The 16,523-nt window shown below is 47.9% G+C and carries 13 protein-coding genes; 6 read left to right on the top strand and 7 right to left on the bottom strand.

The features are described 5' to 3' along the window. Positions 1-3: 3 nt before the first annotated feature. The 5 genes from KG118_RS09410 to KG118_RS09390 all read right to left on the bottom strand — a co-directional run bounded on the left by KG118_RS09410 (position 4) and on the right by KG118_RS09390 (position 7,501). Positions 4-3,219: a glycoside hydrolase family 2 TIM barrel-domain containing protein gene (locus KG118_RS09410; RefSeq protein ID WP_117712736.1), complete on the bottom strand. Its 3,216-nt coding sequence runs from the start codon at positions 3,217-3,219 to the stop codon at positions 4-6. Between the two features lie 37 nt (positions 3,220-3,256). Further along, positions 3,257-4,111, bottom strand: coding sequence for an alpha/beta hydrolase (locus tag KG118_RS09405; RefSeq protein ID WP_213388425.1), 855 nt, complete (start codon positions 4,109-4,111; stop codon positions 3,257-3,259). 44 nt (positions 4,112-4,155) lie between these two features. Further along, positions 4,156-6,147: an OPT family oligopeptide transporter gene (locus KG118_RS09400; RefSeq protein WP_117712738.1), complete on the bottom strand. Its 1,992-nt coding sequence runs from the start codon at positions 6,145-6,147 to the stop codon at positions 4,156-4,158. A gap of 162 nt (positions 6,148-6,309) precedes the next feature. Continuing rightward, positions 6,310-6,705, bottom strand: a complete 396-nt coding sequence (locus KG118_RS09395) for a DUF1573 domain-containing protein (protein ID WP_117712739.1) — start codon at positions 6,703-6,705, stop codon at positions 6,310-6,312. Positions 6,706-6,793: 88 nt separating this feature from the next. Next, positions 6,794-7,501, bottom strand: a complete 708-nt coding sequence (locus tag KG118_RS09390; RefSeq protein ID WP_117712740.1) for a precorrin-2 C(20)-methyltransferase — start codon at positions 7,499-7,501, stop codon at positions 6,794-6,796. Between the two features lie 124 nt (positions 7,502-7,625). Between KG118_RS09390 and KG118_RS09385 the strand changes: the two genes are divergently transcribed. From KG118_RS09385 to KG118_RS09360, 6 genes are all read left to right on the top strand, one after another. Next, on the top strand, positions 7,626-8,483 hold the full coding sequence (locus KG118_RS09385; RefSeq protein WP_117712791.1) for a helix-turn-helix domain-containing protein: 858 nt from the start codon (positions 7,626-7,628) through the stop codon (positions 8,481-8,483). A gap of 77 nt (positions 8,484-8,560) precedes the next feature. Further along, on the top strand, positions 8,561-9,151 hold the full coding sequence (locus tag KG118_RS09380) for a DUF417 family protein (protein ID WP_117712792.1): 591 nt from the start codon (positions 8,561-8,563) through the stop codon (positions 9,149-9,151). A 2-nt stretch (positions 9,152-9,153) separates the two neighbouring features. Further along, entirely contained in the window at positions 9,154-10,509 is a 1,356-nt protein-coding gene (locus KG118_RS09375; RefSeq protein WP_117712741.1) for an FAD-dependent oxidoreductase, read from the top strand. A gap of 94 nt (positions 10,510-10,603) precedes the next feature. Beyond that, positions 10,604-11,770: an ABC transporter substrate-binding protein gene (locus KG118_RS09370; RefSeq protein WP_117712742.1), complete on the top strand. Its 1,167-nt coding sequence runs from the start codon at positions 10,604-10,606 to the stop codon at positions 11,768-11,770. Next, positions 11,770-12,834: an iron ABC transporter permease gene (locus KG118_RS09365; RefSeq protein WP_117712793.1), complete on the top strand. Its 1,065-nt coding sequence runs from the start codon at positions 11,770-11,772 to the stop codon at positions 12,832-12,834. The genes KG118_RS09370 and KG118_RS09365 overlap by 1 nt, the downstream gene beginning before the upstream one ends. 82 nt (positions 12,835-12,916) lie before the next feature. After that, a complete protein-coding gene (locus KG118_RS09360; RefSeq protein WP_117712743.1) occupies positions 12,917-13,939 on the top strand; it encodes an ABC transporter ATP-binding protein in 1,023 nt (340 codons plus the stop codon). A gap of 14 nt (positions 13,940-13,953) precedes the next feature. Here the strand turns inward: KG118_RS09360 and KG118_RS09355 are convergent, their stop codons facing one another. Further along, entirely contained in the window at positions 13,954-14,625 is a 672-nt protein-coding gene (locus KG118_RS09355; protein WP_117712744.1) for an outer membrane beta-barrel protein, read from the bottom strand. Continuing rightward, complete coding sequence (cbiD, locus tag KG118_RS09350; RefSeq protein WP_117712745.1) at positions 14,622-16,520, bottom strand: cobalt-precorrin-5B (C(1))-methyltransferase CbiD; 1,899 nt, start codon at positions 16,518-16,520, stop codon at positions 14,622-14,624. The genes KG118_RS09355 and cbiD overlap by 4 nt, the downstream gene beginning before the upstream one ends. Positions 16,521-16,523 lie beyond the last annotated feature (3 nt).

Below are 16,523 nucleotides of genomic sequence, written 5' to 3'. Positions count from 1 at the left end.
GTTTTAGTATTTATATATCAAACTCTTAAAATCCGTTTTCTTGTCGAACGGCACAATCGTAAAGCCATAGTCAATGGCATTTTGCTTACCGGAATGTATCAGATAAGGTTCGTGTGCCAAGGCTCCCCAACTGTTATCACCGCCTACACCCATCATACGGTAGTCAATGAAAAAATCTACCAAGGATTCTGGTTGCGGATCGGTAAGGTGACGGTGATTGGTCTTTTCGGTACGGGGAGAGCCGTTTTCGAGAGAGTCGCCGCTATCCAGACTTTCCAGCGGATAGTTGGATACGTTCATTTCAAAAGTGCGGTCGGCTACGAACAGCAAGCCCTCCTTTGTCTTATCAGTGAGTGTACACCAATAGATATCCGTACGGTGGTTGTTTTCTTGCGGACGGATATAGGGTTCGTACATATCTTTGATGCCTGACGTATATTCACCGAAGAATTGCGAGGTGCGACGGTCGCGATAGTTCTCTTCCGGCCCGCGTCCGTAGTAGGTCAGCGAGGTGATGCGGGCGGGAAGCTGCATTCGTAATCCAACACGCGGTATCATCGGGCTTTGGGTATTCTCTGCAACGAAATGATTGTCTATTTTAATAACTCCGTTGTTGTACACTTTGTATGTTATATCCCATCGGGCATCAGTCTGCGGGAAGCGGTAGGTGACCTTTACTGCCGTAGAGTCCTTGTCCCGCATTACATTGAAACTTTCGGCTTTCGGCTCTTGATAACTGGCTTCTTTCCATGTTTTCAGCCGTACAGGCAGTTGAGCTCCATAATCATTGTCGGTAGGAGCACGCCAAAAGAAGGGGCGGGGACCTTGTCCGTTGTGAATGAATTCCTGTTTTTTGTATTGGTAGGACACTAACAGACCGCTTTGCTTGTCGAATGTGGCTTTAAAGTCTGTACCGGAGAAAGTGACTTGTTTACCGTTATCTTCCAATCCGGCGAATGCCTGCTGCGGAGCATTTTCCTTGTGGAAAGTATATACATAGGTCTGTTCGCGGGCGATGACTGTACCTGCCGGAAGGAAAGGCTCGGGTGTACGGATAGCGGCGTAGAACTCTATACGTACGTCTCCGGTGGAGTGGTTGACTACGGGAATACCATTCAGGAACGGACTGGTGACGGTTTGACCCGGTTCGGCTTTGATGTCTCTGATGCGACCTTTGTAAATTTCCTGACCGTGACGACGAACGATGTAGTAGAAGTCGTATTTATCGAGATTGGTAAAGGAAAAGTCGTTTCGTATCTTTACAACGAAGGCTACACGGTCGAAATCGAAGAACTTGATATTCTGATACACTTTCTTCATCTCTTCAGTCTGAGGCTTGACGCTACGGTCGGGATACACCACGCCGTTGATACAGAAGTCACCATCGGACGGAGTGCCGTATTCACCGTAATCGCCGCCGTACTTCCAATATTTGCGGCCGTCGGAGGTTTCGGCAGCAAGTCCCTGGTCTACCCAGTCCCAGATGCACCCCCCTTGCAGGATGGGATACTTCTCGATGATGTCCCAATATTCCTGAAAGTTGCCGAGACTGTTTCCCATGGCATGGGCGTATTCACAAAGAATAAGCGGGCGAGTCATTTTGGGATTCTGGGCATATTTTTCGATGTGCTTGGGACGGTGGTACATGGGACAATAAATGTCTGTGTTCCATTCCAGTAAGGCACGCTCGTATTGTACGGGACGGCTGTCCAATGCTTTCAGTGTGTTGTAGGTGACGTAGAAGTTCAGACCGTTGCCCGCTTCATTTCCAAGCGACCAAGTGATGATGCAGGGATGATTTTTGTCGCGCTCGTACATATTCAGCGTACGGTCTACGTGGGCATTCATAAACAGAGGATTATTTCCCAATGCTCCGCCTACATTCAGGTTATAGCCCATTCCGTGGCTTTCAATATTGGCTTCATCTATGACGTAGATGCCATACCGGTCACACAGTTCGTAGAAGCGTTCCTGTTGCGGGTAGTGACAGGTACGTACGGTGTTTATATTGTATTGTTTCCAAAGTTCGAAGTCTTTCAGCATGAGATCTTCGGTGACGTAATGTCCGGTGTATTCATTGTGCTCGTGATAGTTGACTCCTTTCACGAGGATAGGCCGGCCGTTTACCATGAGTTGCTTGTCTTTTATCTCTACGGTACGAAAACCTACTTTGCAGCTGGTGGCTTCAATAACGTCTCCGTTGATGTGTTTCAAGCTGATAACGAGTGTATAGAGGTTCGGTGTTTCGGCTGTCCATTGCAACGGTTCTTTGATTGTTTTGGTGTTGAATTCTACTTCTGTCTGTCCGTAGCTTACGCGGACTGAGGACTGGGCAATCTGTTTGTCTTTGCTGTTGAGCAGACGATAGCCTACGATAAACGGAATCTCCTTATTGGTTTCATTGGCAAACTTTACTTTCAGCTTTAAGATGCCGTTACGGTAATTGTCGTCCAAGGGAGTTTCAGCCTTGAAGTCCGTCAGGTGTATCTGCGGTTGGGCATACATATAGATGTCCCGTTCGATGCCGCTGATGCGCCAGAAGTCCTGACACTCCAGATAGTTGCCGTCGGAAAAGCGGTGCACCTGTATGGCTATCACGTTCTCACCCCGGCGGGCAAAGGAAGTGACATTGAAGCGGGCAGGGGTTTTGGCGTCTTTGTTCATGCCTACAAATTTGCCGTTGAGGTAGTAGAAAGCCGCTCCGCGTACTCCGTCGGCACTTAGGAAGATTTCTTTGTTTTCCCAGTCGGCGGGCAGGGTGAAGGTACGGCGGTAAGTTCCCGTAGGATTCCATTCTTTAGGCACATAAGGCGGATTGGGCTTGTCCCAATAGGGCGCGTAACCTGCAGAGCAGAACTCATATGGATGATTAACGTAGATAGGAGTGCCGAAGCCCTGTAATTCCCAGTTACCGGGGACATTGATATCCGGCCATTTGCTTACGTCTGTACGGGTATCCATGAAGTCGGTGGAGCGATCGGCAAAGTTTTCTACGTAATGGAACTTCCACTTACCGTTGAGTGAGAGACGAAATGTTCCGTTTTTACGGTCGTTGATAACGGCATCCGCTTCGTTTGTATAAGAAGTGAATGTACTGCGGGGCAGTTCTTTGTTGATGCTTGTCAGTCTGGGGTTGGTGATTTGTCCGTACCTTTCTTCCTGTGCCGTGAGGGCAAGAGGAAGAAAGGCAGCGGCAATCAATAGTCTTTGTATTTTCATATAGGGAAGTTTTAAGGCTTGAATGGTAAATGGATTATTATAGAGTTTCCCTCAACCACTTCTCCAGCTCGTCGGTCCATTGCCGTTTGTACGTGAAGTTATCACGGAATCCCCAACCATGGCCGCCTGTCGGATAGACGTGCAAGGTGGCGGGAACTTTTTGTTCACGCAGGGAAAGGAAATAACCGATGCCATTGATAGGAGGTACGGCTCCGTCATCGGCCGACAACATGATGAATGCCTGTGGAGTTTTGGGAGATACCTGTCGTTCGAGCGAGTATTTCTGTTCCAGTTCGGTGGAAGGATTCTCGCCAAGAAGATTCCGGCGTGAACCACCATGGGTGACACCTTTCAGCATGGAGATGACGGGATAGAACAATATTTGAAAATCAGGACGGGTAGCGTCACTGCCGTATAGCGTGGCAAGGGATGCGGCCAGATGTCCGCCTGCAGATGCACCCATAATGCCGATGCGATTGGGATTGATGTTCCATTCTTTGGCATGCTTGCGCATGAGGCGGATGGCTTGTTCGGCATCCGACAGGGGGACTTCGTAATGCTCGTTCGGCATCCGGTATTTCAGTACCGCATACGTAATGCCCTGTGCCATAAACCAAGCTGCCATATCATGTCTCTCGTGGTTCATGGCAAGACGTGCGTATCCGCCTCCGGGGCACATGATAATAGCCATGCCGTTAGGCTTTGCAGGACGGTAAACGGTGATGGAAGGATTAACCACATTGGCAACACGACCACCCTGCAAGTCTTCTTCAGTACCCGTCAGCCCGTTTGTATTAGGTGCTCCGTCGGGCCATAAAAGCAGCTCGACGGGCTTCTGTGCAGATAATATCGTAGTTACGAATAAAAGAGATAAGAATAGTATATTTCTCATAATGAATATAGTTCCCTTTGAACTTATTTTAATATCCTCGCAGCTTATTTGGTTTTCATCGAAGCTTTTACGAGATAGAATATCAGAATGGCATAAGCACCCAGTGCCAGCACCTCAGACCATGTGTTGTTGAGCCATGCGTCGTTCACCAGATTGACACCGCCGAAGCGCATTGCCGCACTTACCACACCCATTAGCGCACCGCCGGCAATGAAACCGGATGCCAGCAATGTACCTTTTTCGCCACGTTCGGCATTGAGGGCTGCGTCTTTGCTGCGGCTGGTTACGTACCAGTTTACAGCGCCACCCACTACCAGCGGAACGTTCAGTTCCAACGGAATGAACATACCCAATGCAAAGGCAAGTGCAGGTATTTTGCAAGCGTTCAGTAGGATGGCCAGTACCGCACCGATGCCGTAAAGCAACCAGGGTGCGCCTACACCGTTCATCAGAGGTTCTATTACCGCCGCCATTGCGTTGGCTTGCGGAGCTGCCAGTTGTCCGCTGGTAAATCCGTATGTCTTGTTCAGGATAATCATGACACCACCTACGGTAGCCGCAGAAACAATTGTTCCGAGGAACTTCCATGTTTCCTGTTTTATAGGGGTGCTTCCCAGCCAATAACCTATTTTAAGGTCGGTGATGAAACCGCCTGCCATAGACAGCGCCGTACAAACCACGCCACCCATAACCAATGCCGCTACCATTCCACCCGGGCCTTTCAAGCCTACCGTCACCATTACTACGGACGCAAGGATAAGTGTCATCAATGTCATTCCCGATACCGGATTTGTTCCCACAATGGCAATGGCATTAGCTGCCACAGTGGTAAAGAGGAATGAGATGCCTGCAACGAGCAAAATAGCTACCAATGTATGTAACAGATTGCCCTGCATCACATCAAAGTAGAAGAATAGCGTAACCAATATCAATGTGATGATAGAACCGATAGCGATAATCTTCATGGAAAGGTCGCGTTGCGTACGCTTTAGGTTCGCTTTGGCATCAGTCTTGCCGCCCATTTCTTTGGCAGCAAGTCCTACGGCGCTCTTGATGATACTCCATGACTTAATGATACCGATGATACCTGCCATGGCGATACCGCCGATGCCGATGCTTTTGGCGTAGTGTTGGAAGATTTCTTCGGGAGACATTGCGCCTACGGTGACGGTAATCTCCGGATTCCATTGGTTCAGTATGCTGTCTCCCCAAATGAGTGACATACCCGGAATGATAATCCACCATACAGCAAGCGAACCGGCACAAATAATGGAAGCGTATTTCAGTCCGACAATATACCCCAAACCCAATACAGCCGCTCCGGTATTTACTTTGAACACCAGCTTGACCTTTTCTGCCAACATTTCGCCGAAGCCACATACGCGGGTTGTGAAGTTTTCGTTCCACCACCCGAAAGTAGCTACTATAAAGTCATAAAGGCCTCCGATAATACCTGCCAGTAACAACGGTTTTGCTTGGCTGCCGCCTTTCTCACCCGATACAAGCACTTGTGTTGTTGCGGTTGCTTCGGGAAAAGGATATTTGCCATGCATATCGCTGACGAAATATTTACGGAAGGGAATAAGGAAAAGAATACCCAGCACACCACCCAGCAGCGAGCTGATGAATACCTGTGCAAATGTTACGGTGATTTCCTGCGGATAACTTTCCTGCAGGATATACAGTGCGGGCAGGGTGAAGATGGCGCCTGCCACAATAACTCCGGAACTGGCTCCGATGGATTGGATGATAACGTTTTCGCCCAGTGCATTCTTACGTTTGGCGGCACTGGACACACCAACGGCAATAATGGCAATAGGAATAGCCGCTTCGAATACTTGTCCCACTTTCAGTCCCAGATAGGCTGCCGCTGCCGAAAACAGGATTGCCATAGCAATACCCCACAGTACCGACCAAAGGTTTACCTCCGGATATTTTTTGTCAGGACTCATCAAGGGGTTGTAGACTTCTCCCGGCTTTAGCTCACGGAATGCATTTTCCGGCAAGCCGGTAAGTTTCTCTTCTTCTTGTTTCATAATAGCTGTTTTATTTTTTATTGTTATGATTGCGATATGTATTGGATTTAGTATTGTGAATATGTAAGTTCATTTCACAAGTCAAATTTGTTATAGACTTCAAAGAAAGCAAAAAAAAAGGAGAATTAAAAAATTCTCCTTTATTCTGTAGCATAAAAACGCTTATTTGGCATCTTTGGCAGTCATATCACCTTCAACAAATATCCGCATCATCTCAGTTTTGGCATTGGTGCGTAATGTAATGGACTTCTTGAAGTGTCCGGGATATTTGCCTGTACCGTTGTAGGTAATCTTGATAGTTCCGGTTTTTCCGGGCATTACCGGTTCTTGAGTATATTCGGGCACTGTACATCCGCAAGATGCCACGGCTTGGTGGATTACCAGCGGAGCATCACCCACATTGGTAAATTTAAATGTATAACTTACCACCGGACTGTTTTCTGAGAATGTTCCGAAATCGTGGGTGGTCTTTTCGAATTTGATATCTGCCTGACCTTGTGCATAAGCATAACCGATACTCATAACGAGCATTAACATATAAAAAGCAAGTTTCTTCATGTCTTTATCTTTTTAATTATAAAGTGCAAAGGTAAGCCATTTCTGCAAAAATCACTCGTACTCTGTGCGAAAATGTATTAAATCGGCATCAGAAGCTATTGTGGCGAATAATTATTAGGGAGAAATAAGGAAAGTGAAGGGCTTCAATCTGTCGTGTGTCACAAATGTATTTCTCCTGCGGAGTGCCTACATTCTCAAAATAATGATAATCGTATTCGGGATGCAGGCGGATGCAGCGGTGTACTTCGTCGGTGCATTGCGACAGTTTCATAATGACGACTGTGCTCCGGGATTGTATCAGCTGCTCTATTTCATCGGCGGTGGTGATGCCGGGAATTACAGTCAGCCGCTCTTCTTGGCTGGCGATGTGCAGTCCGCCTCGTGCCCCGGCGGCAATGAAGGCGGGGATGCCGGCAATCTGTTCTACGGGAGTACCGCCGGCTTGCAGTTTCTCATATATATAATGTATGGAAGAGTAGAAGCCTGTGTCACCTTCTGCCACAATAGCCACTCTCTTGCCTGCATGATGCAGTGAAAGGGCGGCGGCATATACTTGGTCGTAAGCGTTGAGGGCATCCATCCGCTGTTTGCTCATGGGTAGGGAGAAACGGTGGATATGGTCGGCAGGAATGTCGAGTTGGAGCATGATGTCGGCGGCGCGTGACAGGAGACGACCGTCTCGGGCGGGTGTTTCGGGACAGAAGATGCAATCGGCGTTTTGCAGCGCTTTCAGTCCTTTCAGGGTAATCAGTTCGGCTTCGCCGGGACCGAGTGATACGAATATGATGGGAAACATTATACTTTACTATTAATCAAGTTAGAAATAAAATAGGAACTTAGGGATGCAAAAGTCGGGAAATAATCAATAGTAAACAAGATATTATTTATCTTTGTGTATTCCTATCAAATAATCTATGCTTATGGACTATCAACTGAATACGCGCCTGAACGGCAATATCGCAATGACATCCCGCTTCCACGAAAGCAGGTCGCTGCAACGTGACAAGACTTTGTATAAGTTTCTGTGGGTACAGAGCGGTACGCTTACCGTCGAGGTGGACCACATCCCAATGAAGCTGGAGAAGGATGAGATTATCACGCTTACCCCGCTGCATCATCTGGACATAAAAGAGGTGGAGGGTGAATATCTGACGTTTGTTTTCAACAGTAACTTTTACTGTATCTATGGGCATGACAATGAAGTGTCCTGCAACGGTTTCCTCTTTTACGGTTCATCTCAGGTAATGCGGTTGAGGTTGTCGGAAGAACAGTCGTCCAACCTGCACGATATAGTCCGTATCTTCCGTCAGGAGTCTGCCATTAATGATAATCTCCGGGAAGAGATGTTGCGGATTGTACTGAAACGTTTCATCATCACCTGCACACGTATTGCCCGTACAAGGTTCGGTGTGGGACGGGAGAATGAGAGGACTTTCGATATTATCCGCCAATTCTATGTATTGGTAGACCAGAACTTCCGCGAGAAGAAGCAGGTACAGGACTATGCCGATATGCTTTGTCGTTCACCTAAAACGCTGTCCAACTTGTTTTCCATTTGCGGACTGCCTTCTCCGCTTCGCGTCATTCACGAACGGATAGATGCGGAAGCCAAACGTCTGTTGCTGTACACACGGAAAAGCGCTAAGGAAATCAGTTCCCTTTTGGGCTTTGAGGACTTGGCTACATTCAGCCGTTTCTTTAAGAAAATGACGGGAGAGAGTGTGTCGGACTACCGAAAACAAACACAACGGGAAGAATTGCCAACTATTGCGGAATAATTGCCATTCCACAGCCGGCGGGAAACAGGGATATTTGCAAAGTCAATCATTATAACTCAATAAAAAACAAAATGAAAATGAAAACGAAATTACAAAACCTGTTCATTGCGGCACTGACACTTGCCGCTTCTTCCCAAAAGTTAGGCATTAACTTAATCCGCGTGGCTATCCTTGTGATATTTGTATGGATAGGCGGTTTGAAATTCTGGAATTACGAAGCCGAAGGAATCGTTCCGTTTGTGGCGAACAGTCCGTTCATGAGCTTCTTCTACAACAAGCCTGCACCGGAATACAAGGAATATAAACTGAAAGAGGGTGAGTTCAATGAAGCCAAGCACCAATGGCACGTAGAGAACAATACTTACGGCTTTTCCTACGGCCTTGGCATATTGATTATGACAATCGGCATCCTTACTTTCTTGGGGATATTCTCTCCCAAAATCGGATTGGTGGGGGCTGTACTTGCCATCATAATGACTGTCGGCACACTTTCGTTCCTTGTCACCACTCCTGAGGTATGGGTTCCCGACTTGGGAAGCGGAGAGCATGGTTTCCCTTTACTGACCGGAGCCGGACGACTGGTCATTAAAGATACCGCTATCCTTGCCGGAGCTATCGTGGTACTGGCAGACAGTGCAAAAAGAGTCTTGAATCAATTAAATAAATAAGTATGAAGAAGTATGATGCTATTATCATAGGCTTTGGAAAAGGCGGCAAGACACTTGCCGCCGAATTGGCGAAGCGGAATTTCACCGTTGCCATGATAGAGCGCTCGGATAAGATGTACGGAGGTACGTGCATCAATATCGGGTGTATCCCGACCAAGACATTGGTACATTCGGCTGAACTGGCGGATAAGAACGCGTCTTGGGAACAGAAACAGGCATACTACCGCCAGTCTGTTGCAAGGAAAGAGGAAGTAACCTCGTTCCTGCGTCAGAAGAACTACCATAACCTGGCAGACAACCCCAATATAACGGTATATACGGGTACGGGCTCTTTCATCGCTCCCGATGCGGTAGAGGTACGCATGGCGGAAGAAACTATTCAGCTTCAAGCCCCGCAGATATTTGTCAATACGGGGGCTGAAACCGTTATTCCTCCCATTGAGGGAGTAAGGGATAATCCGAAGGTGTACACCAGTACTTCCATAATGGAGTTGGAAGAACTTCCCAAACACCTTGTTATTGTGGGTGGCGGATATATCGGTTTGGAATTTGCTTCGATGTATGCTTCTTTCGGTTCGCAGGTAACAGTACTGGAAAGTTATGCCGAACTGATAGCCCGCGAAGACCGTGACATCGCCGCCAGCGTGCAAGAAGTACTGGAGAAGAAGGGTGTTGCCTTCCGTCTGAACGCCCGTGTACAGTCCGTGGACGGTACGGTGGTTGTCTATCAGGATGCTGTGACGGGCGAGGTTCTGCGATTGGATGCGGATGCCATTCTCCTGGCAACCGGACGCCGGCCCAATACCGCAGGTTTGAACTTGGCAGCGGCAGGTGTGGAAGTGGACGAACGTGGCGCTATCATCGTGAACGAGCATTTGCAGACCACCAACCCTAACATTCGTGCTATCGGTGATGTGAAAGGCGGCTTACAGTTCACTTACATTTCGTTGGACGATTATCGCATTCTTCGTGAGGACTTGTTTGGAGCGGGTGAGCGCAAGGTGTCCGACCGTGAGCCGGTGGGTTATTCGGTATTTATCGATCCGCCCCTTTCGCGCATTGGCATGAGCGAGGTTGAAGCCCGTAAGAGAGGCTTGAATATCAAGGTAAACAAACTACCCGTTGCCGCTATTCCGCGTGCTCGCACATTGGGCAATACGAACGGGTTGTTCAAGGTGATAGTAGATGCCGATACCGATAAGATAGTGGGTTGTACGTTGTTCGGTCCGGAGTCGAGTGAAGTAATCAACTTGGTGGCGATGGCCATGAAGACAGGACAGGAGTATACTTTCCTGCGCGATTTCATCTTCACGCATCCAAGTATGAGCGAGGCGTTGAATGATTTGATGAACTTATAGATTCTGTTTCTTTATATAATTTGTTTGGGGAGAGTTTGCGTATCTCCCCAAAATTGCCGAATATTGTGCCCTGAAATATAAAACCCGAATAATCATGACCAGATTACCTCTCATAGGTATTGCATTTGCGTGTGCATTGTCTATGACTTCTTGCGGGGCAAAGTCCCGGCAAATGTCCGGCAATTCCGATTCCACAGCTGTTGCAGTCTCCGCTACGGATACTGCTTCTGCTATTATTCCTACCTATGCCAAAGGATATACGGTGAAATATCTGCCGGGAAATGTACGTCTGGTGGACATACGCGACCCTCAGAAAGAAGAGAGGAATACCTTTCGGTATGCTTTAGTGCCAAGAGGTACGAAGCCTGCCGGCATTCCCGCCGATTATACCGTGATAGAGACTCCGGTGAAGCGTGTCATCTGCATGACTTCCCTGCAACTGTCCAACTTTATCCGTTTGGATGCTTGCGATTATGTGGTGGGCATCACCAGTACCCGCCACCTTTTCAATAAGGAGATGAACGAGCGTCTGAAATCGGGTAAAACATCCAAAATAGGGATTGAAGGTAATTTCGATAATGAGGTGATTATGAGTATAGCCCCCGATGTTATCTTTATCTCTCCTTTCAAGCGGGGCGGATATGACGCCATGCGTGAGATAGGCATTCCGCTGGTTCCGCATCTGGGGTATAAAGAGATGACTCCGTTGGGACAGGCAGAGTGGATAAAGTTTATCGGTATGTTCATCGGGCAGGAATCCGAGGCGAATGCCAAGTTTGCCGAGATAGAGAAGCGGTATAATGAGTTGAGGGAGTTGGTGGCGGGCGTGAAAAGGCGTCCTGTGGTGTTCAGCGGTGAAATACGTGGCGGCAACTGGTATGCGGTAGGCGGAAAGAGTTTCCTTGCCGAGTTGTTTCGTGATGCCGGTGCGGACTATTTCCTGAAAGACGACCCGCGTTCGGGCGGCGTAATGCTGGACTTCGAGACGGTGTACAGCCGGGCGGAGAGTGCCGACTATTGGCGTATCGTCAACAGTTACGACGGAACATTCTCTTATGATGCCTTGAAGTCTTTAGACCCTCGTTATGCCGACTTTCGCGCCTTCCGTGAGAAAGGGGTAATTTATTGCAATATGCGTGAGAAGCCTTTCTATGAGAGTATGCCCATGCAGCCCGAGATAGTATTGGAAGATTTGATTCATGCTTTTCATCCTGACTTGTTACCCGATTATGAACCTACTTATTACGAGCGCTTGAAATGATGAAAAGACCTACGCTGCTATTGATGATATTGATATTGGCATCTATCTTCCTGTTTTTTCTGCTGAACCTGCTGTTGGGTTCTGTTCATATCCCATTTGGCAAGATATGGGATTTATTGTGGGGTACAGGAGTAGCTTCCACTCCCGATGTGATGAGCAATCAAGAGATTATTTGGAGCAATATCATTTGGAAAAGCCGTGTGCCGCAGGCTCTGACCGCATTGGTGGCGGGAGCGGGACTTTCAGTCAGCGGTTTACAGATGCAGACGGTGTTTCGCAATCCGTTGGCGGGGCCTTCGGTACTGGGCATCAGTTCGGGGGCGAGTTTGGGAGTGGCTTGTGTAGTACTGCTGTCCGGTGCTATGGGCGGTGTGGCTCTGAGTCGTTTGGGATATATGGGAGAGGTGGCATTGTCGGTTGCAGCTATTATCGGGGCGTTGTCCGTTATGGCACTGATAGTTTACGTTTCCCAAAAGGTAAAGGGAAACGTAACACTGCTGATTATCGGTGTGATGATAGGCTATGTGGCAAGCGCCATTATCGGCGTACTGAAATATTTCAGTGTGGAAGAGGATATACGCGCTTACGTTATTTGGGGATTGGGTAGCTTTGCACGTGTCTCCGGTGACCAGATGTTGCTGTTTGTCTGTATCATGGCAGTATTGCTGCCCTTGTCGTTCCTGCTGATAAAGACCATGAACCTGCTGCTGTTGGGTGACAGCTATGCGCGTAATTTGGGATTGAACATCAAGCGGGCGCGGCTGCTTGTCATATCCTGTTCCGGGGTATTGGTGGCTATTGTCACCGCCTACTGCGGGCCTATCATGTTTATAGGATTGGCAGTACCTCATTTGTGCCGTGCTATTTTCCACACATCCGACCATCGCATCTTGATGCCCGCCACCTTGCTGGTAGGCGCTGCATTGGCGTTGGTGTGCAATCTGATAGCCCGTATGCCGGGATTCGAGGGAGCGTTACCTGTCAATTCGGTAACGGCATTGGTAGGAGCTCCGGTCGTTGCATCCGTACTTTTCAGAAAGAGGAAAGGGGAGTTGAACGAATAAAAGTATCAAGTATATCAAACAACCATATCAAGTACATCAAACGAGCGTATCAAGTATATCAAACTATAATACCATATATATATTGAAAAACGAGACTATACATATCGAGAATCTCTCTATCGGGTATCCCGGTAAGAGTGATGTGAAAGTGGTGGCGGACGGTATTTGTGCCGGTATCAACAGTGGTGAACTGACCTGTCTGTTGGGTGCTAACGGAGTAGGTAAGTCCACACTGCTACGTACCTTGTCCGCTTTTCAGCCCAAGCTGGGAGGAGAGATACGTATTCAGGGAAAAGAGATTGAATCCTATACCGATAAAGAACTGTCACGCGTTATCAGCGTGGTGCTGACGGAGAAGTGCGACATCCGCAATATGTCCGTTACGGAATTGATAGGATTGGGACGCAGTCCCTATACCGGTTTTTGGGGTACGCTGACCAAGGAAGACAAGCGTGTGGTGGAACACTCCATTGCTCTGGTCGGTATTTCTCATTTGGCGCACCGGATGGTGCATACATTGAGTGACGGTGAGCGCCAGAAAGTAATGATAGCTAAAGCGCTTGCCCAAGAAACTCCGGTGATTTATCTGGACGAACCTACCGCCTTTCTTGATTTTCCCAGTAAGGTGGAGATGATGCAACTGTTACACCATCTCAGCCGGCAGACAGACAAGACCATTTTTCTTTCTACGCACGACCTTGAACTGGCTTTGCAAATAGCCGATAAAATCTGGCTTATGGACAAAGTGAACGGTGTTACTATCGGTACTCCCGAGGATTTGTCCCTGAACGGTAGCCTCAGTAGTTTCTTTGCCCGTAAAGGCATTGTATTTGACTTGGAGACCGGATTGTTCCGTGTAGACAATGAATATATCTCGCAGGTGCGTTTGGTAGGACATGGGCAGAGGTATGCCATGGTGCGCAAGGCTTTGCAGCGTAACGGCATACTTGCTAACCGTAATGTAGAGTCGGAAACCTATATCGAAACAGGTGATTTGAAAGGAGACGGGACATTTATTTTGCATCAACCCGGTGAAACGCCGCTATGTCTTACCTGTATCGAAGATTTATTATCGAAGCTCCACGAGTCTTCGCTTTGCAAATGATAATTATCCGGTCTTTATCGGAATTTATACCCTATGGTAAAGAATGAGGCGAAATTCTTGGGCAGGTAATTACGGAACTCTTTTGTATCTATTACTTGTCTCAGTTGTTGATTAATCTTTACCAGTCCCATTTGTGCCTCTGCACCGATAATGAATTTGTGGTACTGAAATGCGATTTTTACGATAATGCCACCATCCAACCGTCTGTTTCCGGCGTTGTTTTCCAGTACACTGCCAAAAGTATCTATCTTGAAACGGCTATAACCGTCAAAATCGTGTGGTATGCTGCCGGATGTCTTTCCGCCTATACCACAAGCTATGTATGGGCCAAAGATTACCGCTGCATGATAATTCTTTCCCAAAGGCAGTCGTGTAGCCGCCATGAGAGGTATCTGCAAGTATAATTCATTCATCTTGGCATTTATCAGAGTATTCTCAACATATTTTATATTGTCCTTTCCACCTATGGATACAAATTCCAGGGCAGATTGCAACGCCCAAGTTTTATTGAGCGTATATTCTGCACCTACTCCCGTTTTATAGGATATTTGCGTGTCACTGCCGGAATGTCTTCCGTAGAGACGGGAAGTCCCTATTCCTGTCTCTGCATAAAAGGAGAAAGGTGATTGAGCTTGTACGGTTAATGCAGCAACCGCCAGACTGATTATCATCATTACCTTTTTCATACGTATATTTTTCCACTTTCACTGATTAGTAATATGGTAAGTTCTCCGTTGGGTAATAGAGGAGCGCAGCATTGACGACAATGTTCTATCAGTAGTTTGGAGAAAGCCTCCGTCTTTTCTGTAGGGATAATATCCCATAACTCCCGTGCCAGATTCATTTGCCGGATAGCGACCAATACATCTTCTTTACAACCTGACCGGCGGGCAATATCTTGAATGAAATCCTTGTTCATTGTCACTTTCTTGCTGTGGGTGTCGAGATTGCCTTCCGCCAGCTTCACCGCTTTGCCCATCATGACTCCTAATGTGACATGGGGCAGTTTTAATTCGTCGGCAATCCTCAAAGTCTCTCCGATGAAGTTGCCATAATGTACAAAGGACTGCGCCGGCAGTCCGGAATAATATGCTTTGATGTATTTCTCACTCTTTGCTCCGGAACTGATAACGATACTCGGACTGCCTGTGGCACGTGCCACCTCCATCGACTTGCGGATAGAACCGACGAACGCCTCGCTGGAGAAGGGTTTCACGATGCCCGATGTGCCGATGATAGATATGCCTCCCTCTATGCCCAGCCGGGGATTAAAAGTGCGTTTGGCTATTTCTTCTCCACCGGGTACGGAGATAGTGACAAGAAACGGATTGAGATGCTTGGGTATATGGAGACGTTCAAGACATAGCTTTACATTGTTCTCTATCATTTTGCGCGGAGTAGGATTAATGGCGGATGTACCCAGTTCCAGTCCCAGTCCGGACAGGGTGACGATGCCTATGCCTTCACCTCCGGCAATGATAATGTTGTAGTCATCTCCGTATACTTCATCCTCTTCGTCAGAGTCGTCCATCTTGAACGGTATTGCCACATTTGCCCTTATTTGCATTCCGTTGGTAATGTCGGGGTCATCTCCCGCATCTTTTATGACATAGGCTTCCGTTTCCATCATCCAGTCATCGTTCAGAAAGCTGGTATGAGGATATTTCTCCAGATTTCCAACGGGAACGTCTATCTTCTCCCCATTGGGCAGAACTATTGGAAACTCTTTGGGACGTGGCTGTCCACTGGTGTTGAATAAATCCCACACAGCAGCCACTGCAGCTGCGGCAGCACAAGTACCGGTAGTAAGTCCGCTGTGCAGGGGGTAGAACTCAGGCATATATTTCTCTACCATTCTGCGCAGGCTGTATTCACCGGTCACTGTCAGGAAATTATCGGGAAGGGGAGGGCGTTTTATTGCAAAAACATGGATGCCCAGTTCGCGGGCGGCCTCCACCTTTTCGGGAAATCCTCCGGATATGCCGCTTTCTTTAAGCAAGATGGCTTCGGGGTGAAGTCGGCTCATCAGCTGGCGTTCATCCTCTCCGGCATGATAGTAGCACAGGTATTCTTCAGGGAAGTTTTGGCGATTAGCCAGTTCGCGTGAACTGTCACGGTCGAGGATGCGGAAGTAACAGCGGCAGCTTTCCTGCCAAAGTGCTTTCAGCTTGCCTATGGACTGTACTCCGGTCAATGCCAGTAATATATAAATTTCTTCTCTTCTTATCCGGCAGATGGCATCTTCGTAATTGTCACACCATGTGATATAGTCGTCCTGCCTGTCCGGATAGGTGCGTTCGTAGCGTATAGCCGGTATATGGAGCTTGTCGGATACTTCACTGACGTTCCGGTGCAGCTCTTCGGCAAAGGGGTGGGCGGCATCTATCAGCAGTGAGATGTTTTTTTTACGGCAGAAGTTTTCCAAGCTGATGTTGTCCATGCCACCTTGCAGGCGGATGCCGTTGTGCAGAGGAATGTCCTGTTCATTGCCCTTGGTAGAATAATAGAAGGGCTTTCCGGCTTCCTCAAGTGTTTGGACGGCTATGCGTCCCTCGGTTGTACCGCCTAATATCAGTATCATATT

Source organism: Bacteroides propionicigenes (assembly GCF_018390535.1).
Classification (GTDB): Bacteria; Bacteroidota; Bacteroidia; order Bacteroidales; family Bacteroidaceae; genus Bacteroides; species Bacteroides propionicigenes.
Note: the sequence above shows the minus strand (reverse complement) of the source record. Positions and strands in the feature narration are given on the sequence as shown.

Bases quoted from the DNA above. Each gene is read 5' to 3' on its own strand.
- KG118_RS09410 (WP_117712736.1), bottom strand. From the start codon at position 3,219: ATGAAAATACAAAGACTATTGATTGCCGCTGCCTTTCTTCCTCTTGCC.
- KG118_RS09405 (WP_213388425.1), bottom strand. From the start codon at position 4,111: ATGAGAAATATACTATTCTTATCTCTTTTATTCGTAACTACGATATTA.
- KG118_RS09400 (WP_117712738.1), bottom strand. From the start codon at position 6,147: ATGAAACAAGAAGAAGAGAAACTTACCGGCTTGCCGGAAAATGCATTC.
- KG118_RS09395 (WP_117712739.1), bottom strand. From the start codon at position 6,705: ATGAAGAAACTTGCTTTTTATATGTTAATGCTCGTTATGAGTATCGGT.
- KG118_RS09390 (WP_117712740.1), bottom strand. From the start codon at position 7,501: ATGTTTCCCATCATATTCGTATCACTCGGTCCCGGCGAAGCCGAACTG.
- KG118_RS09385 (WP_117712791.1), top strand. From the start codon at position 7,626: ATGGACTATCAACTGAATACGCGCCTGAACGGCAATATCGCAATGACA.
- KG118_RS09380 (WP_117712792.1), top strand. From the start codon at position 8,561: ATGAAAACGAAATTACAAAACCTGTTCATTGCGGCACTGACACTTGCC.
- KG118_RS09375 (WP_117712741.1), top strand. From the start codon at position 9,154: ATGAAGAAGTATGATGCTATTATCATAGGCTTTGGAAAAGGCGGCAAG.
- KG118_RS09370 (WP_117712742.1), top strand. From the start codon at position 10,604: ATGACCAGATTACCTCTCATAGGTATTGCATTTGCGTGTGCATTGTCT.
- KG118_RS09365 (WP_117712793.1), top strand. From the start codon at position 11,770: ATGAAAAGACCTACGCTGCTATTGATGATATTGATATTGGCATCTATC.
- KG118_RS09355 (WP_117712744.1), bottom strand. From the start codon at position 14,625: ATGAAAAAGGTAATGATGATAATCAGTCTGGCGGTTGCTGCATTAACC.
- cbiD (WP_117712745.1), bottom strand. From the start codon at position 16,520: ATGATACTGATATTAGGCGGTACAACCGAGGGACGCATAGCCGTCCAA.